Origin of the sequence: Bradyrhizobium sp. BRP19 (genome assembly GCF_020194195.1) — a bacterium.
Classification (GTDB): Bacteria; Pseudomonadota; Alphaproteobacteria; order Rhizobiales; family Xanthobacteraceae; genus Bradyrhizobium; species Bradyrhizobium yuanmingense.
On record NZ_JADYVZ010000019.1, the window covers coordinates 89,477 to 115,532 of the forward strand.

General features: G+C 57.7%; 26 protein-coding genes and 1 pseudogene. 15 read left to right on the top strand and 12 right to left on the bottom strand.

Translation table 11 applies throughout. From position 1 onward, the window contains the following. Nucleotides 1-11 precede the first annotated feature (11 nt). Together I6F36_RS33360 and I6F36_RS33365 are read left to right on the top strand one after the other, a co-directional pair. Entirely contained in the window at nucleotides 12-1,466 is a 1,455-nt protein-coding gene (locus I6F36_RS33360) for a type II and III secretion system protein family protein (protein WP_225144511.1), read from the top strand. Nucleotides 1,467-1,476: 10 nt separating this feature from the next. Further along, nucleotides 1,477-2,109, top strand: a complete 633-nt coding sequence (locus tag I6F36_RS33365) for a CpaD family pilus assembly lipoprotein (RefSeq protein WP_225144510.1) — start codon at nucleotides 1,477-1,479, stop codon at nucleotides 2,107-2,109. 196 nt (nucleotides 2,110-2,305) lie between these two features. Here I6F36_RS33365 and I6F36_RS33370 read toward each other — a convergent pair whose 3' ends face one another. The 11 genes from I6F36_RS33370 to I6F36_RS33420 form a co-directional block, all read right to left on the bottom strand. Then, complete coding sequence (locus tag I6F36_RS33370) at nucleotides 2,306-3,343, bottom strand: EscU/YscU/HrcU family type III secretion system export apparatus switch protein (RefSeq protein WP_225129489.1); 1,038 nt, start codon at nucleotides 3,341-3,343, stop codon at nucleotides 2,306-2,308. After that, complete coding sequence (gene sctT / locus I6F36_RS33375; protein ID WP_225129491.1) at nucleotides 3,340-4,155, bottom strand: type III secretion system export apparatus subunit SctT; 816 nt, start codon at nucleotides 4,153-4,155, stop codon at nucleotides 3,340-3,342. Before sctT ends, I6F36_RS33370 begins: the two co-directional genes overlap by 4 nt. Before the next feature lie 694 nt (nucleotides 4,156-4,849). Continuing rightward, a complete protein-coding gene (locus I6F36_RS33380; RefSeq protein ID WP_225129493.1) occupies nucleotides 4,850-5,125 on the bottom strand; it encodes an EscS/YscS/HrcS family type III secretion system export apparatus protein in 276 nt (91 codons plus the stop codon). A 1-nt stretch (nucleotide 5,126) separates the two neighbouring features. Further along, a complete protein-coding gene (gene sctR / locus I6F36_RS33385; RefSeq protein ID WP_225144509.1) occupies nucleotides 5,127-5,792 on the bottom strand; it encodes a type III secretion system export apparatus subunit SctR in 666 nt (221 codons plus the stop codon). After that, a complete protein-coding gene (gene sctQ, locus I6F36_RS33390) occupies nucleotides 5,785-6,840 on the bottom strand; it encodes a type III secretion system cytoplasmic ring protein SctQ (RefSeq protein ID WP_225144508.1) in 1,056 nt (351 codons plus the stop codon). The genes sctR and sctQ overlap by 8 nt, the downstream gene beginning before the upstream one ends. Before the next feature lie 54 nt (nucleotides 6,841-6,894). Next, nucleotides 6,895-7,431 (bottom strand): hypothetical protein, encoded by a 537-nt coding sequence (locus I6F36_RS33395; protein WP_225129499.1) that lies wholly within the window; start codon nucleotides 7,429-7,431, stop codon nucleotides 6,895-6,897. Beyond that, the gene (sctN, locus tag I6F36_RS33400; RefSeq protein ID WP_346656694.1) at nucleotides 7,407-8,762 is read right to left on the bottom strand and encodes a type III secretion system ATPase SctN; all 1,356 of its coding nucleotides are present in this window, start codon (nucleotides 8,760-8,762) and stop codon (nucleotides 7,407-7,409) included. The genes I6F36_RS33395 and sctN overlap by 25 nt, the downstream gene beginning before the upstream one ends. Then, nucleotides 8,759-9,382 carry a type III secretion system stator protein SctL gene (gene sctL, locus I6F36_RS33405; protein ID WP_225172932.1) on the bottom strand — a complete coding sequence of 208 codons (624 nt, stop codon included), beginning with the start codon at nucleotides 9,380-9,382 and terminating at the stop codon, nucleotides 8,759-8,761. Before sctL ends, sctN begins: the two co-directional genes overlap by 4 nt. Continuing rightward, complete coding sequence (locus I6F36_RS33410; RefSeq protein ID WP_225129503.1) at nucleotides 9,379-9,999, bottom strand: nodulation protein NolU; 621 nt, start codon at nucleotides 9,997-9,999, stop codon at nucleotides 9,379-9,381. Before I6F36_RS33410 ends, sctL begins: the two co-directional genes overlap by 4 nt. Nucleotides 10,000-10,020: 21 nt before the next feature. Further along, nucleotides 10,021-10,875 (bottom strand): type III secretion system inner membrane ring lipoprotein SctJ, encoded by an 855-nt coding sequence (gene sctJ, locus I6F36_RS33415; protein ID WP_225144506.1) that lies wholly within the window; start codon nucleotides 10,873-10,875, stop codon nucleotides 10,021-10,023. Nucleotides 10,876-10,892: 17 nt separating this feature from the next. Continuing rightward, on the bottom strand, nucleotides 10,893-11,414 hold the full coding sequence (locus I6F36_RS33420) for a nodulation protein NolB (RefSeq protein WP_225129506.1): 522 nt from the start codon (nucleotides 11,412-11,414) through the stop codon (nucleotides 10,893-10,895). 190 nt (nucleotides 11,415-11,604) lie between these two features. Here I6F36_RS33420 and I6F36_RS33425 point away from each other — a divergent pair, with 190 nt between their 5' ends. The 10 genes from I6F36_RS33425 to I6F36_RS33470 all read left to right on the top strand — a co-directional run bounded on the left by I6F36_RS33425 (nucleotide 11,605) and on the right by I6F36_RS33470 (nucleotide 22,570). Further along, a complete protein-coding gene (locus I6F36_RS33425; RefSeq protein WP_225144505.1) occupies nucleotides 11,605-12,306 on the top strand; it encodes a secretin N-terminal domain-containing protein in 702 nt (233 codons plus the stop codon). A 1,578-nt stretch (nucleotides 12,307-13,884) separates the two neighbouring features. Then, nucleotides 13,885-15,588: an HrpF/NolX family T3SS translocon protein gene (locus I6F36_RS33430; RefSeq protein ID WP_225144564.1), complete on the top strand. Its 1,704-nt coding sequence runs from the start codon at nucleotides 13,885-13,887 to the stop codon at nucleotides 15,586-15,588. Nucleotides 15,589-16,497: 909 nt separating this feature from the next. Further along, nucleotides 16,498-16,791, top strand: coding sequence for a hypothetical protein (locus I6F36_RS33435; protein WP_225144504.1), 294 nt, complete (start codon nucleotides 16,498-16,500; stop codon nucleotides 16,789-16,791). Nucleotides 16,792-16,862: 71 nt separating this feature from the next. After that, on the top strand, nucleotides 16,863-17,096 hold the full coding sequence (locus tag I6F36_RS33440; protein WP_225129511.1) for a nodulation protein NopA: 234 nt from the start codon (nucleotides 16,863-16,865) through the stop codon (nucleotides 17,094-17,096). Nucleotides 17,097-17,210: 114 nt separating this feature from the next. Continuing rightward, nucleotides 17,211-18,101 carry an FHA domain-containing protein gene (locus I6F36_RS33445; protein WP_225144503.1) on the top strand — a complete coding sequence of 297 codons (891 nt, stop codon included), beginning with the start codon at nucleotides 17,211-17,213 and terminating at the stop codon, nucleotides 18,099-18,101. 33 nt (nucleotides 18,102-18,134) lie between these two features. Then, complete coding sequence (locus I6F36_RS33450; protein ID WP_225129515.1) at nucleotides 18,135-18,674, top strand: hypothetical protein; 540 nt, start codon at nucleotides 18,135-18,137, stop codon at nucleotides 18,672-18,674. A gap of 2 nt (nucleotides 18,675-18,676) precedes the next feature. Continuing rightward, on the top strand, nucleotides 18,677-19,105 hold the full coding sequence (locus tag I6F36_RS33455; protein ID WP_225129517.1) for a M48 family metallopeptidase: 429 nt from the start codon (nucleotides 18,677-18,679) through the stop codon (nucleotides 19,103-19,105). An 8-nt stretch (nucleotides 19,106-19,113) separates the two neighbouring features. Continuing rightward, nucleotides 19,114-21,231 (top strand): type III secretion system export apparatus subunit SctV, encoded by a 2,118-nt coding sequence (gene sctV / locus I6F36_RS33460; RefSeq protein ID WP_225144502.1) that lies wholly within the window; start codon nucleotides 19,114-19,116, stop codon nucleotides 21,229-21,231. Nucleotides 21,232-21,448: 217 nt separating this feature from the next. Then, nucleotides 21,449-21,838: a tetratricopeptide repeat protein gene (locus I6F36_RS33465; protein WP_225144501.1), complete on the top strand. Its 390-nt coding sequence runs from the start codon at nucleotides 21,449-21,451 to the stop codon at nucleotides 21,836-21,838. A gap of 561 nt (nucleotides 21,839-22,399) precedes the next feature. Further along, a complete protein-coding gene (locus tag I6F36_RS33470; protein ID WP_225144500.1) occupies nucleotides 22,400-22,570 on the top strand; it encodes a hypothetical protein in 171 nt (56 codons plus the stop codon). A gap of 46 nt (nucleotides 22,571-22,616) precedes the next feature. Here the strand turns inward: I6F36_RS33470 and I6F36_RS33475 are convergent, their stop codons facing one another. Beyond that, a complete protein-coding gene (locus tag I6F36_RS33475) occupies nucleotides 22,617-22,802 on the bottom strand; it encodes a hypothetical protein (protein ID WP_225144499.1) in 186 nt (61 codons plus the stop codon). 1,160 nt (nucleotides 22,803-23,962) lie between these two features. Here I6F36_RS33475 and I6F36_RS33480 point away from each other — a divergent pair. From I6F36_RS33480 to I6F36_RS33490, 3 genes and pseudogenes are all read left to right on the top strand, one after another. Continuing rightward, entirely contained in the window at nucleotides 23,963-24,712 is a 750-nt protein-coding gene (locus I6F36_RS33480; protein WP_092302639.1) for a hypothetical protein, read from the top strand. Between the two features lie 59 nt (nucleotides 24,713-24,771). After that, entirely contained in the window at nucleotides 24,772-25,491 is a 720-nt protein-coding gene (locus I6F36_RS33485) for a hypothetical protein (protein ID WP_225172933.1), read from the top strand. Nucleotides 25,492-25,895: 404 nt separating this feature from the next. Further along, nucleotides 25,896-26,056: pseudogene (locus I6F36_RS33490) on the top strand (IS5/IS1182 family transposase); the annotation flags it as partial.

A 26,056-nucleotide genomic window follows, 5' to 3' on the forward strand; every position in this document is an offset into this window, starting at 1 on the left:
GCTACACTCCCTTGAACGTCATTAACAATGCCGCCGGCGCTGATGAGCCGTCGATGGTCGCCAGCGGGTTGCAGTGTGCCGCTTTTCCCCGCCTCTGCTACGTGCTGTGCGCAGTCGCTCTGCTATTTCCGCTTGCAGTCACAGCTCAGACAAAGCGGGATGGCAAGGGAGAACCGCCACGCGCGGCGCCAGGCAGCACCACCGGCACGCTCAACCTAACCTCCTCACAGGGTAAAACAGTTCATCTGACCGGACCGGCTGCGAGCATTTTTATAGCCGACCCGGCGATTGCGGATTATCAGGCGCCATCGAACACCACGATTTTCGTGTTTGGCAAAAAGGCCGGACGGACGAGCCTGTTTGCCCTGAACGACAACGGAGAGGCTCTCGCCGAGCTGCGTGTTGTCGTTACCCAACCGATCGAGGATCTGCGGGCCGCGCTTAAGGCCGAGGTCGGCGACTATCCAATTCAGGTCAGCTATACCCCGCGCGGCGCGATCCTTAGCGGTACGGCGCCTAATGCCGATGTCGTCGAGACCGCCAGGAAGGTCACCGAGCAGTTTCTTGGTTCGGGCGCGCTGGTTGTCAACAAGATCCAGGTCGCCGGCTCATTGCAAGTGAATCTCAGCGTACGGGTGGCAGAAGTCTCCCGCAGCGCCGTCAAGGATCTCAACATCAACTTCACGGCCTCGAGCCCAAACGGCGCTTTCCTTGTGACTGGCAAAGGGGGCGGGTCCGGCGCGGCCGGCGGCGGCGGCACGATCGGGATTGGGTTTAGCGCCGGCAATACCAACCTGAGCGCTGTTCTCGACGCTCTCGCGAGCGAGCACCTCGCCTCAATCCTGGCTGAGCCGAATCTAACGGCCATGTCCGGCGAAGCCGCAAGCTTCCTCGCCGGCGGCGAATTCCCCATTCCGGTGATGCAGGACAACCGGCAGGTGTCCGTCCAATTTCGCCAGTTCGGCGTGAGCCTCGAGTTCGTTCCGACGGTTCTCAACAATAATCAGATCATTGTCCGTGTGAAGCCCGAAGTCAGCGAATTGTCGAGCGAAGGCGAGGTCAAAATCAATGGCATGGCGGTCCCTGCCCTCTCGACTCGGCGGGCCAGCACCGTGGTCGAGCTCGCCAGCGGTCAGAGCTTTGCAATCGGCGGCCTCATCAGGCGCAACTTCAACACTGATATCGGCGAGTTTCCCTGGCTCGGCGATGTGCCGATCCTGGGCGCGCTTTTTCGCTCCTCATCGTTTCAAAAACGTGAAACCGAGCTGGTCATTATTGTCACGCCCTACATCGTACGGCCCGCATCGAACCCGAACAAGATGAGTGCGCCAAGCGACCGCATCGCACCGTCCTCAGATGCGGGGCGGATTTTGACAAACACGGTGGCCCGGCCGCCGCGAGGTCGCGATGCGCCTCGCGCCAGCACACCAGGATTGACCGGCAGCGCCGGCTTTATTATCGAATGAGGATCGCCAAATGACTTTGCGACATCTGTGCTACCCGATCGTTATTGGAGCAACATTGGGGGGCTGCGCAAATACTGCCTCGATCCAGCCCGCGCCGGCTGACCAAGAGATCCGGGTCGAGCAGAAGAGTAGCGTGCTGTTCCTGCAGAGCCTTCGTGGCCCCGAGCGGCATCGGCTGCGAAGCTTTATTGCAGCGACCAGTCGCGGCCGGCGGGATGCCCTCCATGTGCGTGTCATCGGCCCACCCAGACTCATTGCACAGGTGGCCCACGAGGCTCGCGCCATGGGCGTTGCCACCTACAACATCCACCTGTCCGCTTCTCGTGTGGATTTGCCGGCTCGTTCCGGGGTGAGGATTGAAGCGATCACTTTCGAAGCCCATCCTCCGGTCTGTCCCTCGCTCTCCATCGTCGCTCCTACAGTGAACGACAATTCGTTCAATCCAACCCTTGGCTGCTCAGTCCGGAATAACCTTGCGGTTATGGTCAATGAACCTGGCGACTTGTTAGGCAATGGCGCTGTCATGTCGACCAGTGGTGATCGTGCAGTGCTTCCCTTCACCGCACTTGGGGCCACGTCGGCGGGCAACAGGAGCAATTTGGAGAATGAAACGCATAGCAGGGTTGCGCCAGAAATCCAATAAGCGGCTCGTAAGACCCGAGCAGCATGAACATCGGTTGGCCATTCTTGTCCATATCAGTCTTGGAATCGGCCGACGAGCCTCCTGGAATCCAATCTTTGCCCGGTCCTTTTCTTGGGATCGTGCAGCTTGCCGATCAGGTTCTGGGACAGTTGGGTCGTTGACCAGAGATTTGAGCGCATCGCTGTTTTGCGCGACGCTAAACTAGGCCGGCGGCAAAGACTGCCTTTGCAACCCTCTCGAAACACTCCATCGGAACGGCCTTGCCCATCGCACCCTTCCGGATCAGCTGACGCGCCAACACATGATCCTCGACAATGCTCAGACGTTGGGCGCGCGCCTCCGCCAGTAACTGTGAAGCCGTTTCGCCCTCGCCGCGGCACACCAGTACCGGGACGCCGGTCTCGCCCCGAACGTAGCGCAGTCCAATCAATGTCGCTCGCCCCGTCAGTATCACTGTCGCCCGATGAATGCCGAGTGGAGACTCGTTCGCCGACTCCCGGCGGAGCCTGCGGTGTTCACCCTTGATCTGCGGATTACCATCCTGTTCCTTGGACTCGCGCTTGGCTTCACTCTGCGTCATGCGCATGTCGCGCAAGAACAACCAACGCTGAATGAGCAGATCGGCCAAGCCGCCAATCAGAAGAGCGCCGGCAGCAATCGCGATCAGCACTTTGAGCTCTTTAAAGACAAAACCAAAGCAGCTCAAATCGCACACGGGCAAGTATACCAGTGCCCTCCAACTTGCGAGCACAGTGAAAACGAACGTAGCGCCAAGAACCAAAACTTTGACGATAGACTTTCCAAGCTCGACAACCGACCGCTGGGAGACAATCCGCTTCAGCCCTTTGACGGGGTCCAATTTCTCAAAGCTGGGTTTAAGCGGCTCAACCGAAATCGTCAGCCCGCCGCCGGCCAAGACACCGGCCACAATCGCCGCAGCAACCGCCGCACCTAGGATGGGAGCCGCGGCTGTTATAGAAAGGTCCATCAATCCGACCAACGCCTGCCGGGCCGCACTGTTGAAGGGCTGTTCCTGCAGCTTGTCGGTGAACCGCACGGCTTCGCGCCATCCGTCTTCGATCGGGCCCGCCCTGAAGCACAGGCAGCCGAAACCAGCGCAAAGGCTTGCCGCGGTAACAAAGTCGGCGCTGCGCGGGCTCTGTCCTTTCTTCCGCGCGTCCCTCAGCTTCTTGTGACTTGGTGGAAGGTTTTTCTCTTCGCTCGTGTCGTTCATTTCAAGAACTTCTCGAGCCACTCCAGCACGCCGTTAAACCGAATGATCTCTGCTCCCATATATTCGATCAGGAAGACGGCGTAGCTGGCCATAATGATGCCAAAGGCGGCATTCTTGATGGTCGAAGAGAGATCGTTCAGCTTGACTTGCGGCGCAAAGCGCCCGAGCAGCATGAGGGATACGTCGATCAGAAGCAGCAGAGCCAGCACGGGCCCGGCGACCACGAGGGTCGTATGCATGATATGGTCGAGAAGCCCGATAAACTCCATTGCCCCGTGGTGGGTCAGGGGCGGTAGCAGCCGATATACGGGCCAGATCAGATAACTTCCATAGAGGCATCTGACCATGGTCTGCAGACCTCCTGATACAACGAAGATCGTAACCGCGGCAGTCCCGAGAAAGAGCCCCATCGGGGCGGCTTGACTGCGTGTGGCAGGATCGTCCACCTGGTTGGAGATGCCGCGCTGGGTATCAATGATGTCACCAACGGCCTGGATGCTCCAGAGTGGTATACTAAGCAGAAAACCGAACAGCAGGCCGATAAATATCTCCTTCAAGCCGAGGAGCGAGACCGCAACCATACGGGTACCCGGATCTAGTGTCTGCAAGCCGTTCCTGATCTGCATCAAGCAAGGCAATCCAATCACAACCGTCGCGCTTGCGCGGATAATCCCGCTAATGTGCGGTCGCGTGAATACCGGAAGAACCAGCATAATGCCGAGGGCCCGGGCCCCACCAAGTCCGGCCGCAACGACGAACTCGACAGCAGTCTGAATCAGAGTTTGCGTCTCGGTAGGTGACAAGGCATCCATTTGAGCTCAGCTCGGCGTTCCTTCAGCCAATGCAACCGTCGCACTCACGTCGCCATGATGTGAGACGTCAAGAACTCTGCAGATCTCGTGTCCGAGCGGTTGCAGAGCGACAGGTCTCCCACAAGGCAGATGACTTCGGCTTCAACCATCCATATGACTACAGCCATCCGGCGCAGAGGTATGACCATTCGATGAGAGCACCGGCGAAAGCCGCTGCGCGCCTACAAGCCACGCTTCTTCCGCTCTCACCGGCCGCAGCGCGGTTTGGAGATCTGAGGGCCTCAAAGCTTCCATCAATTTCGCAGTCTATGGAGATCGGCTCGAGCGGCACCTTCATTCGCAGGCTCATTCACCAGAACGCCAGAATCGTGGGGCCGCTTGCAATCAAAGCAGTTCGCCCGTTCACTGCGTCGACAACTCGCCAGGCAATGCATCGAGGACCAGGTCTCAGCAGGTAATTCCGTCACGTCGTAAGCAAAACCCAAATCGAACGGATAGAACTTCCAAATAGGGTCATTCTTCCTCCGAATAAGGCAGGCTCACGGAGCCGAACAGGACAGTTCGGATACCTATCCGTCGCATGCTAGTGAGGCGAGCTTTCGATAAGCTGACGAACTCGCCCTTTTGTGGTTCACGATCAAGGCCGACAAACGCGCGCTATAGCTAAAACTCAGACAGCCGTGCGTTCCGCGCTCTAATACCTCGCTGTGAGCGCGGGGAACTCAGTGAAGATCTGCTGGGCTTGCTCGATCAGCGGCGCGCTCAGCACCGGAGCAAACAGAACGAGCACGGCGACGACGACGAGGAGCTTCACGGTAAGCGGCAAGGTTTGATCCTGGAGCTGGGTTGCTGCCTGCACGATGCCGATACCCAATCCCGCCACGAGGGCTGCCAGGAGCGGCGGTAGAACCCAGATCATGAACAGGACTAGTGATCGGCTCAGGTGGGTGAGGATGCTGGCCTCGTGCATCTCAACTCCCCGCAGATGCGTAGCTTAAGACCAATCCGTGCATGAGCCGTGACCAGCCGTCGATTGTGACGAACAGAAAAAGCTTGAAAGGAACGGATATCATTGTTGGTGACACCATTGACATGCCCATGGCCATCAGAATTGTCGTCACAATCAGGTCAATTGTGATGAACGGAAGATAGAGAAGGAAACCGATTTCAAACGCGCGCTTAAGCTCCGAGATCAAAAAGGACGGCACGAGGATCGCAAAATCATCGGCTGTTGCGTTGCCGCGCATCTCCTCCGACCAGATATGTTCCGTCGACGACAGGAAGAACGTGCGCTGCTCCTCAGTGGTGAACTTCTTGAGATGGGCGCGCAGCGGCTCGCTGCCCTCCTTGGCGGCGGTCAACCAGTCGTCGGCGGTTTGGTAACGAAGTTGCATATCGGTCACGCGGTTGTATGTTTGCTCGAATACCGGGGCGTCTATGAACACGGTGAGGATCAATGCAGCGCCATACAGAACGATGTTCGGTGGTATGGACTGAGTGCCGAGCGCGTTGCGGATCAGGAAGAGAACAACGGAAACCTTGATGAACGCCGTCGTTGTGACGACTGCGAACGTCAACAGGCCAAGGCCGACGGTCGTCGCAACAAGCGCGAGGATGCTCGGTTGAATGTCAACCATTGACCGCCAACCTGCTACGTAACCGGATGCCCAACGCTTCACCGACACGTACGATGTCGCCGCGGCCGATCAATTGACCGTTGGCGACAATGTCGACCGGACCGTCCAGCTGCCGGCCAAGCTCGAACACGTGCCCCTCGCTGATGCTTCTCAACGTACCCAGCGGGATGGGCCAGCGGCCGCATTCGAACACAAGCGTGATCTCAACACTGTCGATGTCGGCTTCCGAGGGCGGGATTGCTTGCTCCGCTTGGGGTCGTATCGTCATATTTGCATACCTTAGAGGATGGGACTGCAGGCGGAATGGTCCCCGAAGGATAAGTCTGTCGCCCGCGACCTGCGCCGGCGCCCACAACTTGTCCGCAACGAGGATGAGCTGGCCATGGGCAAATGGAATGACGTCGGGCAGCAGTGCGTCGCCGGCCTGTGCTTGACGAAGAAGCCTGACGGGCGCCCGCAGCGAGCCGATCTCTCTCGCAATCACGACCGGCAATTCCGAAGAAATCTTGCCTAAGTCTCGCGGTAATTGGCCGATCAACTCGCCTAACACACGAAACGCAGACGGAACCAGACCGTCAAGTGGCGCGAACAAGAACAGGCGGGCCTTGGCTGCCAGCGGTCCGAAAGTAACGTCGAACTCCAAATAGGGATCTTTGGCCGTCGCGTCTTCGATGCGGATCAGCTGCAAATTCCGCGCGAGCATGATCTCTAATCGAGCGAGCCAAGGTTCCAGAGCAAGTTCTAGAAGCAGCGAGCGGGTTGGGTCGGAAGGTAAAGTAAGGCCATACTGGACCATTGAAATCAGCGCCTCGACGAGAAGGCGGGGCAAGGACAAGACAGCGGTCTCGCCTCCGGCGCAAAATACGCAGTCGAGCATCGACATGGCATATGGCTCGGCCTGCCAAACAAGCCGGCTTATACGGATCGATAGCGGCTTATCGCCAAGGCGGCTCTGCAGAACCGTGCGTGGTGCGGCGACCTCGTTGAGCCACGAGACCACGCCATGCGACAACTTTACCGCTGGCTGAAATAATGCGGGTTCACCCACGGCATTTACCGACAGGTTCCACGGCAGCTCGCGACGTCATAAGAGAACAAGCCATCAGTTCGAGCCACCGACCGCTTGGCTGCGCGAACCACCCTGATATCGGAGCAAAACCTCGTCGTCGGCATCGATTTCGGCTGCACACTCCGAACGGACAGCGGTGGTGCGCTGGACATCGCCCTCAATCTCCTCCCATTTCTGGCTCGCCGCCGAACGCTTGGCCCATATGGTCCGCGCCTCATTCACTGACCGCTGAGCCTGGTCATGCGCGACGCGCGCCTGCTCACGCGCCTGGCGTGCCGATTCGATCTGTGCTGCCAGTCGCCCAAGGACGAGTTGACAGCGACGATCGAGCTCGGTCACGGACATCGTCTTGAGCGACGCCAGCTCCTGATAAAGTTCAGCTTCGACCTTGGCGCGACGATTCTCCGCGCCTTCAAGATTCTCAGACGCTCGCTGCAGCGCTTCGACCGCAATTCGGCGCCTGGCTTCCATGTTGGACAATTCACGAAGCGCGCTTCGCTCTCTCATGTCTTTCACCAGCCGCAATTTCGACGCTTGCACGAGATTTAGGCCGTCAGACGCGACATCCATGAAACGGTCTCCTCAAAGCTAGACGGCTCGTCCTGTCCTTGGCGCAAGAATGCGCGCAGTTCCTCGATCGAATCGATTGCCCGATCGGTCAGTGGATCGCTGCCCGACTTGTATTCACCGACCTTGATCAGGAACTCAGCCTCATTGTAGCGCGAGAGCAGATCGCGGAAGACGGATGCCGCCTTGCGATGTGGACCAGAGACGACCGCATCCATGACACGACTTCGGCTCGACAGCACATCGATGGCGGGAAAATGCTCTCGCGAGGCCAGCGCGCGCGAAAGCATGATATGACCATCGAGAATGCCGCGCGACTCTTCGGCGATCGGATCGCCCGTGCCGTCACCTTCGACCAGCACGGTATAGAATGCCGTGATCGAGCCCCGCTCGCCCATACCGGCACGCTCCAACAGACCAGGCAGCAGCGCAAAGACGGAAGGAGGAAAGCCGCGCCGGGTAGGAGGTTCTCCTGCGGCAAGGCCGATTTCGCGCATCGCACGGCTAAAGCGCGTCAGCGAATCCATCATCAGAACGACCTGCAGCCCTTGATCACGAAAATACTCGGCGAGTGCGGTCGCCATATGAGCGCATTGCGCCCGCTCCATTGCCGATCGATCGGATGTCTCAACGACAACGATCGTGCGAGCGAGGGCATCTCCAATATGACGTTCGATGAATTCGCGTACCTCGCGTCCACGCTCTCCTATGAGCGCAACCACGGTGATATCTGCGGCCGCGCCTTTTACGATTTGCGACATCAGCGTCGACTTACCGCAACCGGCATCTCCATAGATTCCGATCCGCTGCCCTTCGCCACACGTCAGAAGTCCATCCAGCACGCGAACGCCGAGCGGAAACGGCTGCTCGATGCCACGCCGCCTCATCGGGTTGGGCGCCTTGCCGCGGAGCGGACGCGTGTGGATCGTCTTTATCGGCCCCTTGCCATCGAGTGGACGGCCGAAGCTATCGATTACGCGGCCGAGCAGGTCGGGCCCGACTGACACCTCCTGCATGCGCCCGGTCGGGAGCACTTCCGCGCGGTGGGACAAGCCTACCAGATCGCCAATGGGCGTCAGCAATACCCCGTCCGGCAGCAAACCGATGACTTCCGCTTGAAGTGACCATCCGGAAGCGTGATCCTGCAACAGGCAAAGTTCTCCAACACGGGCCCCCGGCAACACGGCATGGAGCAAGGTGCCGATCGCACGCGTGATCCGTCCCCGCACGGCACGCGTATCGACATCCTTTGCTGCGAATCTTAGAGATGCTATCGCCGCATGCACATCTCCTTCTCCGGCCGATTGATCATGGCCTGATCGTTGCGTCGTCACGGATCGCTTTCCTGAGAAGATGGATTAAGGCTGAGACGCAATGTGCGGAGCTGCGCGGCAAGTCCTAAATCGACACTGCCGAACTCACTCCACAGGACGCACTGGTCAGGCCCCACGGCCGGGTCCGGATCAATTCTGACTTTCGGCCGACTATCCGTTCCGTCGAACGCCACGAATTCACGCCTTAGTGCATCAGCATTCACAGGAGACACGTGAAGGCATACTTCTGCGCTGCCATACCTTTGCTCGATGGCGTGACGAACGGTCCTTACCAACATCTCACCCGGATCAAAGGAGCCCAACAAACCGGTCAATATCTCAATCACGAGCTGTGGCAACTCCTGTTGCAGAACGGCTTTTCGCCGGGCCACATCGGAAGCAGCTCGGGCGACCAGCTGTGCCATTTCGTCCGAGCCTGACCTAAGACCTTCGCAATGGCCGCGCTCCCGCTCCTGCTGATAGGCTCTCCTTGCCCAACTGCGAACCTGCCGCAGATATCGCTCGGCTAGCGCGAGCGTCTGCACCGCATCGTACCAGATACCAAGTTCCGCGCATGGTATCAGCGGACCAAGCGGCCGTATCCGCGGGCTATCTGGCAAGTCTGTTTCGTTGGCCGTCATGCCGCTGGCTCCTCCGTGGCCAAGTGGGCCACCACCAAAGACAGTAACTGACCCGCTGAATTGTGGTGTTCGGCTGTTGGGGATTCGGCGGTGGTCCCCACAGGTAAGCGGAAAAGAACGCGCACACGGTCAAGCTCTGATGCGTCCTTGAGCCAAGCACCAAGGCAGGCACATCCGTCATGTTCAATCTGGCTCGCGAGCTTCTGCGGATCGTCAATCGATGTGGTTGCGACGGCGATGGATGAGTGTCGGATTGCGAAAGCATGAGCTTCCGCACCAATATTTTCGATCAGAATCGCTACATCGTGCTTTGACACAAGCTTGAGCACCGAACGGGCATGCCAGATACTGCCGGCGAGCAGGGCCGCCCGACGCGGATCATGCCCGAGCAGAACGTCCCTACCCCAGTCGGTTCCGTTCGAGACCAGCTCACTGCCCATTAGCAATTCGACCAGTCTTTGCTGCAGTCTCGGAGTCTTCTGCAGCTGCAGCACTGTGGCGGCCGACAGGAGCTCATCAAGATGGCCGGCAAACCGGCCGGGATGAATCAAAGCGGCAAGCTCGCGCAGGCGATCGGGATGCGGGTTGAGTGAATGATTTGGGTCAGTGGATGCCATCGATACGGACCTGCTTGCCGCCTATTTCGAATCGGAGGACGGTTTTTTGCCGGCGGACTGGACCGCTCGCTTGCTGGCACCTCTGCCGAGATTTGTCACTTTGCGCCAGGATTGACGAAGCTGTGGCCCACGTGTGCTCAGCAGCACGTAAGATAGAATGCCCAACACGGCGAGCGCACCTCCTGCACCGATCGCAATGTGAGTTGCGATGAATTTGGTTGGTTCGGCGGAAGCTGCCGTCGGCACAACGGAGACCTCATGCTGAGCTCGCTCAACCGGCACGAACACGACCGCCACCTTGTCGTACGATAGACCTTCGATGCTGTTGGCGACGAGCATCTTGATCTGCGGCAGCAAGGCTGAGAGCTTCGCGTTCGAGGCGTGTCGAATGAAAACCGACGCCGAGGACGGGGTTGCATCCTGTCGCAAAAGATCATTCTTCGGCAGAACGACATGAACACGGGCGGAGAGAACCCCATCGATATCGTTGATCGTGCGCGACAATTCTTCACTGAGAGCATAGACGTAGCGGGCTCGCTCCTCAACCGGAGAGGCAACGAGGCCCGCCCCCTTGAACACCTCACCAAGACTCTTGAAGGATTGGCGCGGCAAGCCATGGTCATTCAGCAGCTCGATTGAGTAGGCGAGCTGCCTTTCTTCCACCTGAATCGTGCTGGTCCCATCCTTACCGACCACACGGATGGCATCGACGCCCTTGCTCAGGAGCAGCCCAAGCATCTCGTTGGCTTCACGCTCCTGAACTTTGGTATACAGATCAGCTTTGCAACCGGCGAGGGTCAGCAAAAGCAGCAACAGGACGAGAGCATCAAGCCGCTTTCTTGCGGGCCGGCCATTACCGATCTTGTCTTTCGTCAAGACAGCCAACGGCCCGCTCAGCCCGCCGATAGAAGCTTATTCAGAGACGAACTGACAGCACCTGTCCCCTTGGAGATGAGCGAAACCTGGATGACGCCGCTGTAAACATCCCGCAGATTCGCCAGCGCCGAGTCGAAATGATCCGCACCCTCCGGTTTTCCCACTGGATGCACCTCCACTTGCTGCACACGCAAGACCGGTTGTGCGGCCGGCCCAAGCTGCAGACTCTTGGTAGGATTAGGCTCGCCGACGAGCGTCGGCGAAACTGCACCCGACGGAAATGGTTTGCCCTGGTGGATAGCAGAAATGCTCTGAAGGACGCGATCGCCTAGCGGGCTCGCCGGCGCTACTGCGCGCTGCACTTCCGGCAGCGATGGAGCTGGCGCGTGCTCGGTCACAGAAGAGACGACACCTTGGTTCGAGGCCACCTGCGCAAGACTCTCGCCAAACTGAGTGTGCGCCGGCGAACAGCCGTTAGAGGCACACTCTACGGAGTTGGCAGGGATCGACGTAACGCCAAACAACATGGAGGAAATCATTTCTGTCACGTGGTGAGATGAGCCGTTCGTTCACACGAATGGGCCGCACCTTAGAGAAGCAAGCTGACCAAAAACTGACGAGCATCTGTCATCTAATGATCACGGTTAGCTTCCAATTTGGGACGAAGCATCGGCTTCCAAATTTTGGGACAAATTCCGGTGCTTGTTCTCAAGTGTAAAAATAGCAGGAATGCTCATCCCACCCACAAGGCTGCACATCTTGAAGAAAGTTCTCTATGCTGGTGTTTTCATTTGCTTTGGCGTGGTCGAGGCGCTCGGCGCTCCCCTGGCGCTGCCATCGACGCCTTATAGTTACACAGTTCTGGATCAGGACCTCGCGGCCGCACTGCAGGAATTCGGCAACAACCTAAATATCAGAGTCAATATCAGCACCGGGGTGAAGGGTCGGATTCGGGGGCGAATGCCGGATCTACCACCGCGAGAGTTCCTCGAACGGCTGATTAATCTCTACAATCTTCAATGGTACTACGATGGGCTGGTGCTCTACGTATCCGATGCGCATGAGGCGCAAAGCCGCCTTTTGGTCTTGAGTCCAATCAGCTTTGATGCGTTCAAGGCGGCACTCGATGCGCTCGACATCTCCGACGAGCGTTACATCGTGAGACCCGTACCGGGAGATGGCCTCGTCTTCGCCTCTGGTCCACCCCGCTTTGTCGCGCTTGTGGAGCAAACAGTAAAAGGACTTGCGGCGGAGGCACAGGCACGGCGAAACCCGAGCGGTGCCGAAAAGCCGCCGCACGAGTCGGTTTTGATGCTGTTTCGCGGATCCTCCAGCGTGGTCATTCGCGAAGGACGACCGAATGACGCTCCTTCGCCGGAGGCACCACATCAAGACGGCGTGGTCCACACACCCGATGCAGGTAAGAAATGACTTGATGACAACAGATGGCCTCGAAGAGATGCAATGCGTCTGCTTATGCCCTCTGTCAGCTTTTCGAAAGCTACTGCTGCCATTGTCAGAGCGCGGATGTGTAGATGGCCGATGCCGCAGGGTGGCGCAATATGCCAGCAGCATCGGTGAGCGTGCTTTTCCACTTTAGCGCCTCATGCGAGCTTTTGAACAACTCCACGAAGTCCGTCATGCAAACGAGCTTCGTCGCATAAGAATGAAAGCCACTCCGCTGTCCAAAAGGAGGAACAGCATGGACTTCAACGCGCTAAGCCGGGCGGACAACAGCCCAGCGTCCCACTCCTCCTCATCGCCCGCCGGTCCAAGGGAGTTTGAGCGTGAACTAATGGCATTGCATGAAATACCCGAATACAGCCAGGACCTAATTTGGCAGGAACTCGGAGGCAGATCATCGCGTGTCGAGCCATCATTGAGCGGCGGCGAGCGGTCCAATTCCCAACAGCCGATCGCTCAACACCGCGCGGACGCCTCCGATTTCGGCAACGACCTTGTTTGGCAAGATCTTGAGCCTTGGCTCATGCGGGCCGGGTCACCTCACGCTGGACCGTCTCAAGCTGGGCCCGCGTTGCACGCAGGGGTTGCTCCGCCGGAAATTGGAGATTTCGCCATGGCGAACGGTCGTCGCGCCAAGGACGACTGGGTCTTCACTGGCCAAACAGCTACGCCCGCTCAGATCGAAATGCTAAGAAGCCGCGATCTCATACCTACCAGGGGTGTCCGGACAACAACGTTCACCATCCTGGGTGTGCCTCACACGGCGGAATGGCGAGAAGAAGGTTTTATTCGTCTCATACCGTCGCTGGACCCTTCCCTTTGGCCTGTGGGTTCGAGCGAACACTCGCCAAGCGGCTAAGCATGATGAAATGAAGAATGCCGAGTGCAGCTGAGCTTCGATCCGCTCGGGGCAATAGGGGCCGCACAATACCGTCGGACTCTTCGAGCATCTACGCAAGCGCCAACACTCTCGTGGGGGCAGGCGCGAGGTCGCTACGCGTGGGTGATTTCCACCATAAGATGCTGCGGAGACCTGCGACCTTGTTTCACGAATCATCGCACGTGACCATCCGCAGAGCGGCAGACTCGGCCTCTGTAATTCGAGCTAGTGGGCCCGGAGGCGAGCGATCGAGCATAACAAGCAAGGCAATTCCGATATCGAGAACCCATCACCGCCTCTCACACCATCATTGCGCGTCTCGTTGTGAAACCTCTGAGCGCCGTCAGCTTTTGGAAAGCTAATCGAACCTACCATGTGGCGTGAATATCTAGACGGCGATGTGCCTATAGATTGTAGCGGAACTGAGCGCTGGGGGCGCACTGAGCAATCGGAAGCAAGTGGTAGGAGCCATCGAAGCCCATCGACATTTCTTGCTCGTTGTTCGTCGCGATTCTCGGGCTGCGCCACATGACCGGCTTGTGGTGCGATCTCAAATCAGAGGACGTATAATGTCAGTCAACAACCTGTCACTAACCGCCAACTCGAGCTTGTCCGGGCTGGCCCCCGGACCCTCATCGGCGCGGGATCTTTCAAACTTCGAGGCGATGCTGGCTAGTTTCTCGTTGAAAGACAATGCCGATGACCGTTCGACTGCACAGGATCCGCCGGCTGCAGACTCAGCCAAGCAGCTGACGGAGGAACTCACGCAGGAGGTGCGGAACATCCTCCCGCCGGAGATCAAGGCTGCACTGGACGCATGTCAGCAGGCCCCCGAGCCATCCTCCGCGGAGTCCTCCTCCGCTGCGAGCGCCCCGAAGATTGCAGAGGCACCCGTACAAAGCTCCAGGATCACGTGGAACAGCGGCACGCTGACTGATGCCGAGCTGCAGATTGTGTCGGTGCTGAACCGACACAAAGACAAATGCCCGCTGGATTGGAAATCTCTTGGAGATTTGGCCAACGATCCCTCCACACCGCCGGATCTAAAGGCGGCGATCGAGGCTCTGCAACAGGACCCAGAGCTCTTCTATGCGATAGGCTCGCAAGGTGACGGCCGCTGCGGCGGGAAGATCAAAGCAGGTGATCTCTCCGGCTTCTCCGATCACCACCCTCAGGTTTCTGCTTTCCAGGAGCAGCGGGCAAAGAGCTATACGCAAAACTACATCCCTTCCGACGGCACCCGGAATGGCGAGCCATCGGTGATGACCCAGACCGATGCATTGCGCGAGCTCTATCGGTATTCCGACAACCTGCCTAAGAACCTGAGCCTTGCGGATTTCAAGCGGATCGTCGACGGCGAAGCTAAGACCGGCAAATGCCCGCCACAGGTCCTCGCGGCCGCTCAATACTTCCTCGACCACCCGGATGAATGGAAGCACTTGTACGGAGGCTCGATAGACAAGGTCCACAAAGAGGACTTCCTGCAGGTTGCTTCATCATCGATGAATCTCACGCAAGCCGAGCTCGATACGCTCAATACGATCAGCAAGAACCAAGACGCTTTCTTCGGGAAGGGTGATCTGACCCGGGAAAAGCTGGCGAGCATGGTGGATGACAAGAGCCTCGCGCCCGAGGTGCGAAAGGCGGCCTCCCAGCTGCTCTCCGATCCTGTGTTGTTCGGGTTGATGAACAACGCGATTACGGGCTACAAAACCCACCATAAGTTCTTCGACTTCGGCGGCGGCCATACGGTCGATTCCGGCAACATCAGCAACACCGACTTCAACCAGTTCTTCAACAACATGTCGGGTGCGAACCGCACCGTTCACCAAGTGAAGACGCATGCCGTCCGAACGCCTGCCGAGCAGGACGCGGTCGCGGACATGACGATGGGAGTGGCAGACCAGCCCGACATCAAGTCTCCCAAAAAGAACGGTGGCGCCTTCATGCACGCACTTAATGACGTGCTCAAAGTTGGCTCTAAGGTATTCGACTGGGCCGCGACAGCAGTCGGTGTACTTGGCTTCATTCCAGGCTTGGGTGAATTGGCCGATCTGGCGTCAATGGTGCTCGAAGCCGAGGCGCAAGCTGCAAATCTTCTTCACACTGCCATCAGTGGCGGCAACATAAAGCAAGCGCTGGAAGAAGCCGGGCTGAGCCTTGCGGCACAGGCGGTGGGCTGCATCGCCGGACCTGAAGTCAAATTAGCAATGCGAGAAGGCTTGGTGAAGCAGGCAATTCAAGAAGCCGCGACGGCCGGCGTCAACCTGCCGGTTTCGGTGGCGCAGTCCTACGCGGAGGATTATCTGAATAACCTGAAGGCTCGCATCGAATCCGAGCGCTTGCAAGCTGCAGGCGCTAACGCCTAGGCGGAGCGACGCTATCTTCTCAGGATCACGCCGGAAACGCTAATCGAGCTTGCGCGGCCTCCGCGCGGTTGGGCCTCTCTGCCGAGCAGTAGGTCGCGCAAGCTCTACTAGCATACTTGAGACCGCCTCCGAATCCGAGGAACTTATTTCGGCTTCTTCACTGCGTACAAACTATGTTGGCCGCACTCGATCGTTCGAATCCGACCTCAACTCCAGTCTGCCGCTGTGAAGTTCACATCGACTGCATACGCCGCCTGTCAAGACCGCGATGCATTAACACTACGCGACAGACCGGCCGCAGCCGCGGAGCCTGCCGGTTGCGCAAGGATCGAGAGCACATTGGTCCAGAGCGGGTAGAAGTCCGAAGGGCTCTTTCTCGAGTGGCGGGCTTCTGCTCGGTCTCCCTGAAAGTAAGTCGCGATTGACGGATCTGCTATGGGCCCGCCAGGACCGAGAGACCGCTCTTGGCCGCTGAATCGGCCGTCACTCTGGCTTTCCGCCTCGCTCCGACCCAGGTCAAGCTCCATGCCGCTTCGCCTGACTCCAAGCAAATTGTCGAAAGAGCTCGGAGGCATCGCAAGGGACGTGAGTTCGAGATTGCAGCACGTCGGCCTCAAAACGCTTTTGTTAGTGGTGGCTTTGATATTTCGCTATTGAAGCTTTCGAAACGATGAGCAACGTGCTCACCCGGTCAAGCTCCACAAACGATTGTTTGTCTTAACCATCTGATCTCTAGCTTTCGCGGGCAACTTGTTCAAATACGGTCGGCTGGTGAAGACATATAATGATGATCGACCATCGGCTCATTACATTTTCTACGACTCGTCAGCTTGTCGAAAGCTAATACTTGCATAGTGGAGGGCGGAAACTGCCTCCATTGGCACGATCGAATTGACATAGGAGAACCCGATGCGCGTTACGAGCTCTAGCGCCGCTGGGCACGTTGATGCTGACCTCCATGCGGCTGGCGGCAAAAGCGGCGGCAAAAAAGGATCTCACAAGCCTGGCGAGCGCGACGATCATGCCGGATCGCCTGATGCAAACATTCCCGTAAATGGCGGCGCGTCCATGGGCGGCAACTCGCAAGAAGCCGCTATGCAGCAAGCGTTCAGCGTCGCTTTGGGAGCCGTTGCTCTCCAATTTGCGAATAGTGCAATGAGCCATTTCGACGATGTCATGGCCGAGACAGAGGAGGATTCCTGACGTCGCATATTGCGACGTTAGGAAATAGGAGCCGCACGTCGCGGCGAAATTCGAGCACACAGGAGAATAGTATGTCTAAAAACGTTGGTGCGTCTCATACCTCGACTGCAGGTGGGGCAGCCGGCACCGCTACTGCTGCAGCCGGTTCCACGGCTGCTGAAGTTGCTGGAGAGGCGGCATTCCAACGGCAAATCGCCGCTCTGACCTTGACCAGCACAAAGGCTGCTGAGAGGGATGTTGAACTTCGCGTCGTCTCGACCGAGCTCTCGACCGTCAAGAAAGCGGCCGATGAGCGGGTGCAGTAAGGGATGAGATGGGGCGACGTCGCCGCCCCACTTTCCCCGGCTGCTTAGTCTGTGAAGTCGCACGGGCCGTACGGTTTTGCCGTACGGTTCCGTTCGCTGTTCAGGAAACCGATCGTGAATGAACCAAATTGCCCGCATTTCGAAGTGTTGTCAGGGTGTTACTCCGGGCTGACAAGTAAAATGGGGGTCGGATCGTGTCTGATTGGCAGCAGCCTCGATGCTGACTTAATCTTCGTCGAACAAGGCCTCGAACCGCACCATCTTCGTGTCACCCCTCATTCCAATTCAATCGAGATCGAGGCCCTTGCGAGGGACGTTAGGATCGAGGGGCACGAGACTGTTTTACCGAACGAATCCATTGTTGTCCCTCTTCCTGTCGTTTTGCATGCCGGGGCGATGTCCATTCGCTGGACGATCGAGGACTACAAACAAGCTGGCTCCATCGACCGCCGGCATATATCGCTCGCCTTTCTCGCTTTGGTCCTGATCAGCTCTGCCGCGGTTGGCGCAGTCTCATCCAGTTTTGTCCAGACCGATACCGCCGTGGCGTCAAGTCCGTCGTCCCCTGCTCCGGACATTGCGCCCAAGCTGGCGCTCAGCGCTCCTGATGCTCTGGCCACCGATGCAGCTGCCGAACGGTTGCAAAAGGAAGTTGACAGAGCGGGACTTGTCGGCATCAAGGTCGGCTCTGGGGCGGGCGTTGTCACCGCCGATGGCTCCGTTACGCCCGCCTCGCTCGCCACATGGCGAGACGTCCAGCAGCGGTTTGATCACAATAGCAATGGCGCTTATACGCTCGTCAATGCGGTGGCTATCAAGGATGAGAAGACGCCTCCCGCAATTGGGGTCCAAGCTGTTTGGCGCGGGAGCGACCCCTATATTGTCATTGCTGGTCAAAAGTATTTCGTCGGCGCGCTCTTGAGCAATGGATGGACCGTCTACGCGATTGAGGAAGGGCGTGTTCTGCTGAGCCGGGATGGCCGGCTTGCGACTCTACCCTATTAGCGTTTTAGGCCGCAGGTAAGGAAGCAAAGTGCCATGACTAGGCTGCCCCCCAATCCCGTCGAGCCCGCCACCTCTTTTCAGGAGCCAAACGTTGATCATCATGCATCTGCCATCACGCGGGTCAATTCTCGAGCCAAGTCCATCGGGATCGACCGGACGCGCGGCAATGATCACAAGAGCCACACCTCAATTTCTCGCCATAGTGACGTGCTGGATCGGTTGGTGGACGCCACGATCGAGAGCGCGCTCGAGCTCAGTTCGATCGATGCAGTTTCGCGCATCAATCTAGACGAGGCGCGCGCCCCGCCAGGTCAGATCGAGCCAAGCTCGGAACTCGCTTGGCTTAACGAGCCCAATCTCGCGCACAGTCTGCTCTCCTTCGTGACGCCGCGCTTACGTCATTCGCATGTTCTGCGTCCAGAGCAACACGGCCTTCTTCTGGAGCGTTTGGCTGATACGCTATCAGCCGCGCCAGAGGATTTGGTGCCACGTGAAGGGGCCGCCCTTCTCCAACTGGAGCTGCAACGTTTAATCCTGCTCCGGCAGAGTCACAACGGCTTGATCAAAGGCTAGCAATGGTCGGGCCAGACAAAGTGCAACACTTCACATCTACACAGCCGCCGATCGTTTCCGAACCCGGCGCTATCGAGCTGATCTCCGGGCCGGAGCGAGATTTGCTCTGCGTGCTTTCTTATGTCTACCTTGCGTGCGGACAGAGCGCCAAGAGCCTGGCTCTGTTGCGGCTGGTCGCTCACGAACAGTCTCAAGACATCGGCCTGCTCCGCATCCTGGCCTACGCTCTCATCTCGGAGCGTCGCGGTGACGAAGCACTGTCGGTATTGGACAGGCTTGACAAACTGGATGACGAGCCGTCTTCGTGTCCGCCCTTGATGCTGATGCGCAGCCACGCCCTGCGCCACGCTGGCCGCATGACCGAAGCGCAAGCCGCCTTCAAACGCTATGTTTTGTTGCGGGGCAGCACAGCTGCAGTCAAACAACAATAAGGCTTCTCATGGCCAACCTTCTACGAAATCTCATCACGCGCGCGCCGGCTCACCCGGATTTGATGGTCGCGTTGATGCTTCTTCTGGCGATCGGAATGATGATCATGCCGATCCCGATCGTCGTGATCGATATGCTGATCGGCTTCAATCTGGGGTTTGCCATATTGCTGTTGATGGTAGCCCTGTATCTCAACACGCCGCTCGACTTTTCGTCCCTGCCGGGCGTCATCCTGATCTCCACCGTCTTTCGTCTCGCTCTTACCGTTGCAACGACGCGACTGATCCTAGCCGAGGGCGATGCCGGCAGCATCATTCATACGTTCGGCGATTTCGTCATATCCGGCAACATCGCCGTCGGCATTGTCATATTCCTGATCGTGACCATGGTGCAGTTCATGGTTCTCGCCAAGGGCGCCGAACGGGTGGCGGAGGTATCGGCGCGCTTCACGCTCGATGCGCTGCCGGGCAAGCAGATGGCGATCGACGCGGAGCTGCGCAACGGCCATATCGATCAGCACGAAGCCCGCAGCCGGCGCGGCGCGCTGGAGCGAGAAAGCCAACTGCACGGCGCGATGGATGGCGCTATGAAATTCGTGAAGGGCGATGCCATAGCCGGACTAATAGTCATCTGCATCAACATGCTGGGTGGCATCACGATCGGATCGCTCTCCAAGGGCATGTCCCTCGAGGAGGCGATGCATCATTATACCATCCTGACGATCGGTGATGCGCTCATTTCGCAGATTCCGGCCCTGCTGCTGTCAATTACAGCCGCAACCATTGTCACTCGTGTCAACGGTCCTTCTAGACTCAATCTCGGCGCCGATATCGTCAAGCAACTTACGGCCAGCACACAAGCGCTACGCTTGGCCTCCTGTGTCTTGCTTGTGATGGGGTTCGTTCCTGGCTTCCCTTTGCCGCCCTTTGTCATACTGGCCGCGCTGTTCTCCGCCGCCAGCTTTCTCAAGGTTGGCGTGCAAGAGGGCAAGACCGCTCCCAAGGCCGGCGCCGGTCCCACCGGTTCGGCCGCCGCTTCCGCACAAGGTCAGAAGCAAACCGTGCCCGCGGAGGCACTTCCGATTACGCTGTTGCTAGCGCCGAGCCTGATGCAGGCAATCGACGTAGGGGAACTCGAGCAGTGCGTCGCACGGGTTTCGGCACTGGTTTCAGCTGATCTTGGCATCACAATTCCACGCATTCCCGCCCAAAGCGCACAGCACCTCGCCCAATCGCAATTCCGGGTGGATGTCGAAGGAGTGCCGGTGGAAGAGGGCGCCATTGACCCGACACAACTCTTACTTAACGACGACGTGGCGAACATTGAACTGAGCGGGATCCCCTTTTGGCAGGATCCAGACACGAATCGGATCTGGATCGAACAAGGCCACGCGCCCGCTCTCAAAGCTGCCGGAATAGGGCACCACCGTCCGAGCGAAATCATCGCCTTGCGCGTCCAGTCGACGTTGACACGCTATGCTCAGCGCCTGGTGGGCATTCAGGAAACGCGTCAGTTGCTTAGCCGGATGGAGCAGGAATATGCCGATCTGGTGAAGGAGGTGCTGCGCACGACACCGATCCCTCGCATCGCGGATGTGCTACGTCGCTTGCTGGACGAGGGCATCCCGATCCGGAACACCCGTTTGGTTCTGGAGGCGCTTGCAGAATGGAGCGAACGGGAGCAAAGTGCCGTATTGCTCACCGAATATGTGCGCTCCGTTCTGAAGCGGCAGATCTGTCACCGCTATGCCAACGCCCATCGTGTTGTGGCGGCCTTTATCGTCGAGCGTGAGACCGAGGATATCGTGCGAGGTGCGGTGCGCGAGACCGCTGTGGGTCCCTACCTCGTTTTGGAGGATCGGCAAAGCGAGATGCTACTTGCACAATTTCGCCAGATTCATTCGAGCATCGCGCGCAGTCAGAACCAGCCAGTTATTCTGGGCTCGATGGATATCCGCCGCTTCGTCCGCGGATTTCTCACCCGCAATGGAATAGACCTACCTGTTCTCTCGTATCAGGATCTCGCCTCGGATTTCACCGTCCAGCCGATTGGCTCCGTCAAACTTGCGCCTGGCAAGGACAAGACTCCTACAGGCGGGCATCGTGACCTCCTGCCTGCGGCCGGCTGACGAGCACAGGTGTGGGGTCGTGAGGTCGCTTATGAATTCATGTAAGATTAATGTTCTGCGGCGCTGGCGTAACTTTCGTCGCCATTCGTGCTCGGCCTTTCTCCCCATGCTTGCTATTGTGCTGCTCGCGGGTTGCGCTAACTCGCACACGTCGGGACTTTCACAGCAGCCGACGTCTACGGCAGAGCTGGTTGGGGCCAAGGAGGTCGATCCAGCTATGCGCGAGCGCATCTCACACGCCCTCGGTCGGGATGCTGACGAGAAGGCTTTGCGCGATGCGCTGAAGCAACGACCGGACAATGTCGATGCGGCAATTCCTCTTGCGCGGGCCCTACTGATGCGTGAAAGCCCTGATGAGGCGCTTGAGGTGCTCGACAACATGTTGCTTGCAGCACCCGGCGACCTGCGCGCACTGAATGCCAAAGGTGTTGTGCTCGATCACGAGGGCCGCCATCACGAGGCGCAAACGCTATACCGCCAAGCTCTGGCAATTGACCCAGAAAATCCGATGTTGAGCAACAATCTCAAGCTGTCGCTCGCCCTTGAAGGGACGACGCAGAACGGCCCACAACTGCAAGCGGATGGCCGGCACGCACCGCGCCGTTAGAGGTAGTCAACGAACAAGAGCGGATCGCAGCTGCTCGGTGCCTGTCTGTCAGCTTACCGATAGCTAGCCGATTATCAGCCGCCGTGGAGGCTCAAGACGTAAATATCCTGCGAAGCGACATCATTTCGTACAATGAAACCGACATGTAAACCAGGATCAGTAACCCAACCACACGCCAAGTGTATCCGCGACGGATGAATGAGATGACTCACGAACAATGGCTCGTACTGAACTGATGGCCAAACGTTTCCAGGACATAGTCTCTACTAAGAATTCGGCGCTATCGAATTCTTCCTCCGGGTCGATCTTCGATCGCAACCCCGCCGTACTCGCTCATTTCCAAGCCGCCAGTGGTTGATATCTCAAAGTCTTCAGTTTGCTGGATGAGATGAAAGCACCTCGACGATAGATCTCAGCGTCACTCACCGCTGGCCAACAACCCAGGCGATATCCTCCTGGAACGTCAGCTCCGGCTCAATGGCGACGAACCGCTCGTCCTCATCCAATCGTCCAGCGAAAGCTCGCGCAGCAGCGTTTGGTTTTGCTGAGGTAAGCGACTCGATGATGGCGCTTGATCCCGCCAAGCAGGGCAACGAGTGGAACAAGAAACAAAGATGCCAAATGCGCCAGCAGGCAGCTTGTATCTTTGCCGCAGCTGAAGACAGTAGCGCCAACGCCGACATGATTTCACGACGGCTGGCTTGCGCAACCGGCCACCGTTCTCCCTCGTGAACCTTACTTATTGTTCGATCGTAAATCTGCGAAGCGCCCGCTGCCGTTAACGAAAACATGCGGCCGAGGAACTAAAGTATCTCTCGAGCTCCGCGATCGCGCGTTCCTCCCATTCCACAGCTTGCACTAGTAATGAGTCCCGTTGGATTGGCCGAAATGCGGCGGACTGACGGCACAACGAAGCTATCGCGCGATAGCGGCGCACGTTTTCCATAACGGCCAGTCCGGTCATGTGTGGATCTCCTCCCCTGCTATCCCGGGCAAGAACTTGCTCGAAAACCGTTTTCGATCCGTTAGCGGTCGGAGTGGAAGGCGTGAATGGTTGGCAGAATCTTGTCGGCATGAGGGGGACCGATAATGAACGTCTTCCACAAGGCGCACATCCACCCGGCTCGGCAGTGCTCCATCCGGGCGCTTCTGCACCCCGTTGTCTCAGTTTATTGGTTGGATAGCGGAATGTAGAAATAGCTAACGGCAACGAAGCACGTTTCGGCTTGCAATCTCAATCAGATGACTGTGATCTGGCCTGTCTTTCGAATCCTCAGAAGTAATGAGTAATCCGTTTATTGGTGATTTGAAGGACGAAGAGGGCCGATGCTTTGTCGGCATCCCTTTGCCTCCATAAACAGCAAACGGCACGCAAGTGTGACTTCCTCCGTCTCATCGACGCTAGCGAGACTGAGCAGTTGTTTACCTCGCCGGTCGACAACCGAAATGCTGCTTAGAGACAGATCCTCTTAATCTCGCAACCCTAGGCGATCTACCAGGTCGTGTAGGTAATCGCATAACCTTCCGCGGCTCGGTTTACTTGATTTAGAGCGTTAGGCCATCTGACTGAATCGTCGGGGATTGAACGAAGCCGCTGGCGCGGCATGGTGAGAGTTCGGTCGTTCAGGGTCATCTCTCAGTGATTGACCAGCCACTTCGCTGTCTGCCGAAAAGACGACGATCTGATCCAGCATACCTTTGATGATCTGCCAAGTCATAGTTGGACCGCGTAGCACCGCCTCGATTGCGCTTCCACCGAGCTCGCAATCTGACGCTACGTAAGATTCGGCCGCTTCATGCCAATCATAGCAGCAGCGATAGATAGCCTATGGCAATATCGCCACGATCACCACAGGCAGCCGTTGATACTTGGTGACGCGCATTCCAGCCGTTTACAAACCTCACGTAGATCACCAGTACAAGTGATTTACTCTCCATTTTCGGCCTGCATCGTCGTTGCGATCCAAGGACGTCACTCGCTTGATGTTGAAAACGTTCATCGGTTGCAGAGCTCTCGCATCGAAGGTTCATTGCCCCTTCTTTCTGCCATGTTCGCACCCAAAGCAGAGACGCGCCGGTTGCGTACTTTGCGCGCCGCGATAGCGAGTGTCTCAGGAGATTTCCATGGTGAAGCCAGTTGTAATTGTGGTCGGTGCGGACAAGGGAGGTGTCGGCAAGACGACCGTATCACGAACGCTACTGGACTACTTCAGCGTCAACAACGTGCAAACACGCGCATTTGACACGGAGTCGCCGCGGGGAACGCTGAAGCGCTTTTATCCCGAGATCACCGAGATCGTCGACATGACGACGACGGCGGACCAGATGAAGATCTTCGATACCCTGAACTCAGGGCTGTCCGTCACTGTCATCGATGCTCGCGCAGGCTTACTGTCCTCTGCGCTGGCTTCCTTGCGCGACATCGGATTTCTGGACTCGGCGCGGTCTGGCCAGATAACATTCGCCGTGTTCCATATCCTGGGATCGTCCATCGCCTCGCTAGACGAGATCGCGGAAACCGCGACCTTTATGAGCGGCGCGAAGTACTACCTGGTCAAGAACTTCATCAACGACACTCAATTCTTCCAGTGGGATCAAGCGACATACAATTCCTATTTTCACCGCATCAAACATGCGACCGAGTTGGTCATACCGAAGCTTAACGAGATGGCCTATGAGCAGGTGGAAGTCGCATCCGTCCCATTCATAGACTTCGTCGCAAACAAGGGGCGGAACGATGAACCTGCGAACAACTCCTTCGTGCTGCGCGGCTATGTCCGGCACTGGCTGGCAAATGTCTGGAGCGAATTTGATCGCATCAACTTGACGGAATTGGCCGGCGCCAAGTCCGCCACCCGTGCCGGCGAGAAGTAATCGCATATTCGGCGAGCTCAGGTCGGGCCCACGTACGAAACGAAATTGATCTGCTGGCTATGTTAGCGACCCCAATCTACATTATCTGCTCTCCTAGCCCGCAGGTCGGTAAAACCCTCATCGCTCGGGCGATGAGCGAGTTCTTGCTGCTGAAAAACGGCACAGCGCTGTCGTTTGATGTCAACTTGAAAGAGCCATCGTTGCTCGACTACCTCCCCAACATCACGGAAACCGCGGATGTGATCGACACTTACGGCAAGATGCAGCTGATGGACCCTCTTATCATCCACGATCGGGTACCCAAGGTGATTGATCTCGGATTTCACGCCTTCGACGAATTCTTCAAGATGTGCGAGGAGATTGGCTTCATGAAGGAGACGGCGCGCTGCTATGTCGCCCCTATCATCCTCTACGTCGCGGGCGCAGACCGTATCTCCTTTCGCGGTTATGAAATGCTGCGCCGGCGAATTCCGCCGGCGTCGCTGGTCACCGTCCACAATGAATTCGTGCTGCGCGGCGGATTACCTGATCCGATGGATGGCGAGCGGGTGATTCGGATTCCCGCACTTCCGCTGTTCCTCAAGAGATATATAGACCGTCTTGGCTTTTCCTTCACGGGATATCTGCGCAACGAGAAGGACTGGTCCACCGAGCTGCATCAATGGATCCGACGGAATTACAGCATGTTTCGCGATCTGGACTTGAGTGTGATGCTGCGAGCGTCCTATCGATCGCGGGGGACGGATATCGATAGCCTACGTTTCACAAGGACCACTTGAGATTTCGGTCTGCTCGCCATCTATTCGTCCGGCCTATGAGTGGTCGTTGACCAATGACTTCAATGGCGTTCGCAACGCGAACGCATGAATTGCGGTATACGACTCTTCGCTTGGATCGCGCCCGCACGGACCGCGCGACCGGTAATTGACGTCAGCTCATTCGCCGGATGCCGCATGTAGACACGCCCGTCCTCGAAAGGATCGATGACTGTCTTGACCTTGTGAGCAGCTAGGCAGTCGTCCGTGAAGAGTGGCTAAGCGATTGAGCTAGAATCGCATTTGTCGTTGTGGACTGTTTTGCGTTTGCAGGGGTTTGATGCTTCGGGCGTCGGAACCTTGCAATTTCATTTTCAGGATTCCGTCGAATCGCCAACCATGATTCCGTCATCGCATCGGAGGTGGCGATGCGACCGAAGAAGCACAGGACGACGGGATCGTGCGATCTGTTCCGGGCCAGGCTGGACCAAATCATCAATATGAAGCACGAGCTGGTTCAGCTCGCCGGCAAGGTCGATTGGGACTGGATCGACGGCGAGATCGCGCCGCTCTATAGCGAGAATGGTCG

Bases quoted from the DNA above. Each gene is read 5' to 3' on its own strand.
- I6F36_RS33420 (WP_225129506.1), bottom strand. From the start codon at position 11,414: ATGATTTCCTCCATGTTGTTTGGCGTTACGTCGATCCCTGCCAACTCC.
- I6F36_RS33395 (WP_225129499.1), bottom strand. From the start codon at position 7,431: ATGGATGTCGCGTCTGACGGCCTAAATCTCGTGCAAGCGTCGAAATTG.
- I6F36_RS33370 (WP_225129489.1), bottom strand. From the start codon at position 3,343: ATGAACGACACGAGCGAAGAGAAAAACCTTCCACCAAGTCACAAGAAG.
- I6F36_RS33480 (WP_092302639.1), top strand. From the start codon at position 23,963: ATGGTGAAGCCAGTTGTAATTGTGGTCGGTGCGGACAAGGGAGGTGTC.
- sctV (WP_225144502.1), top strand. From the start codon at position 19,114: ATGGCCAACCTTCTACGAAATCTCATCACGCGCGCGCCGGCTCACCCG.
- I6F36_RS33380 (WP_225129493.1), bottom strand. From the start codon at position 5,125: ATGCACGAGGCCAGCATCCTCACCCACCTGAGCCGATCACTAGTCCTG.
- I6F36_RS33435 (WP_225144504.1), top strand. From the start codon at position 16,498: ATGCGCGTTACGAGCTCTAGCGCCGCTGGGCACGTTGATGCTGACCTC.
- I6F36_RS33485 (WP_225172933.1), top strand. From the start codon at position 24,772: ATGTTAGCGACCCCAATCTACATTATCTGCTCTCCTAGCCCGCAGGTC.
- I6F36_RS33450 (WP_225129515.1), top strand. From the start codon at position 18,135: ATGACTAGGCTGCCCCCCAATCCCGTCGAGCCCGCCACCTCTTTTCAG.
- I6F36_RS33470 (WP_225144500.1), top strand. From the start codon at position 22,400: ATGATGGCGCTTGATCCCGCCAAGCAGGGCAACGAGTGGAACAAGAAA.
- I6F36_RS33455 (WP_225129517.1), top strand. From the start codon at position 18,677: ATGGTCGGGCCAGACAAAGTGCAACACTTCACATCTACACAGCCGCCG.
- I6F36_RS33410 (WP_225129503.1), bottom strand. From the start codon at position 9,999: ATGGCATCCACTGACCCAAATCATTCACTCAACCCGCATCCCGATCGC.
- I6F36_RS33425 (WP_225144505.1), top strand. From the start codon at position 11,605: ATGCTCATCCCACCCACAAGGCTGCACATCTTGAAGAAAGTTCTCTAT.
- sctL (WP_225172932.1), bottom strand. From the start codon at position 9,382: ATGACGGCCAACGAAACAGACTTGCCAGATAGCCCGCGGATACGGCCG.
- I6F36_RS33430 (WP_225144564.1), top strand. From the start codon at position 13,885: ATGCTGGCTAGTTTCTCGTTGAAAGACAATGCCGATGACCGTTCGACT.
- sctR (WP_225144509.1), bottom strand. From the start codon at position 5,792: ATGGTTGACATTCAACCGAGCATCCTCGCGCTTGTTGCGACGACCGTC.
- sctT (WP_225129491.1), bottom strand. From the start codon at position 4,155: ATGGATGCCTTGTCACCTACCGAGACGCAAACTCTGATTCAGACTGCT.
- I6F36_RS33465 (WP_225144501.1), top strand. From the start codon at position 21,449: ATGCGCGAGCGCATCTCACACGCCCTCGGTCGGGATGCTGACGAGAAG.
- I6F36_RS33440 (WP_225129511.1), top strand. From the start codon at position 16,863: ATGTCTAAAAACGTTGGTGCGTCTCATACCTCGACTGCAGGTGGGGCA.
- I6F36_RS33475 (WP_225144499.1), bottom strand. From the start codon at position 22,802: ATGACCGGACTGGCCGTTATGGAAAACGTGCGCCGCTATCGCGCGATA.
- I6F36_RS33365 (WP_225144510.1), top strand. From the start codon at position 1,477: ATGACTTTGCGACATCTGTGCTACCCGATCGTTATTGGAGCAACATTG.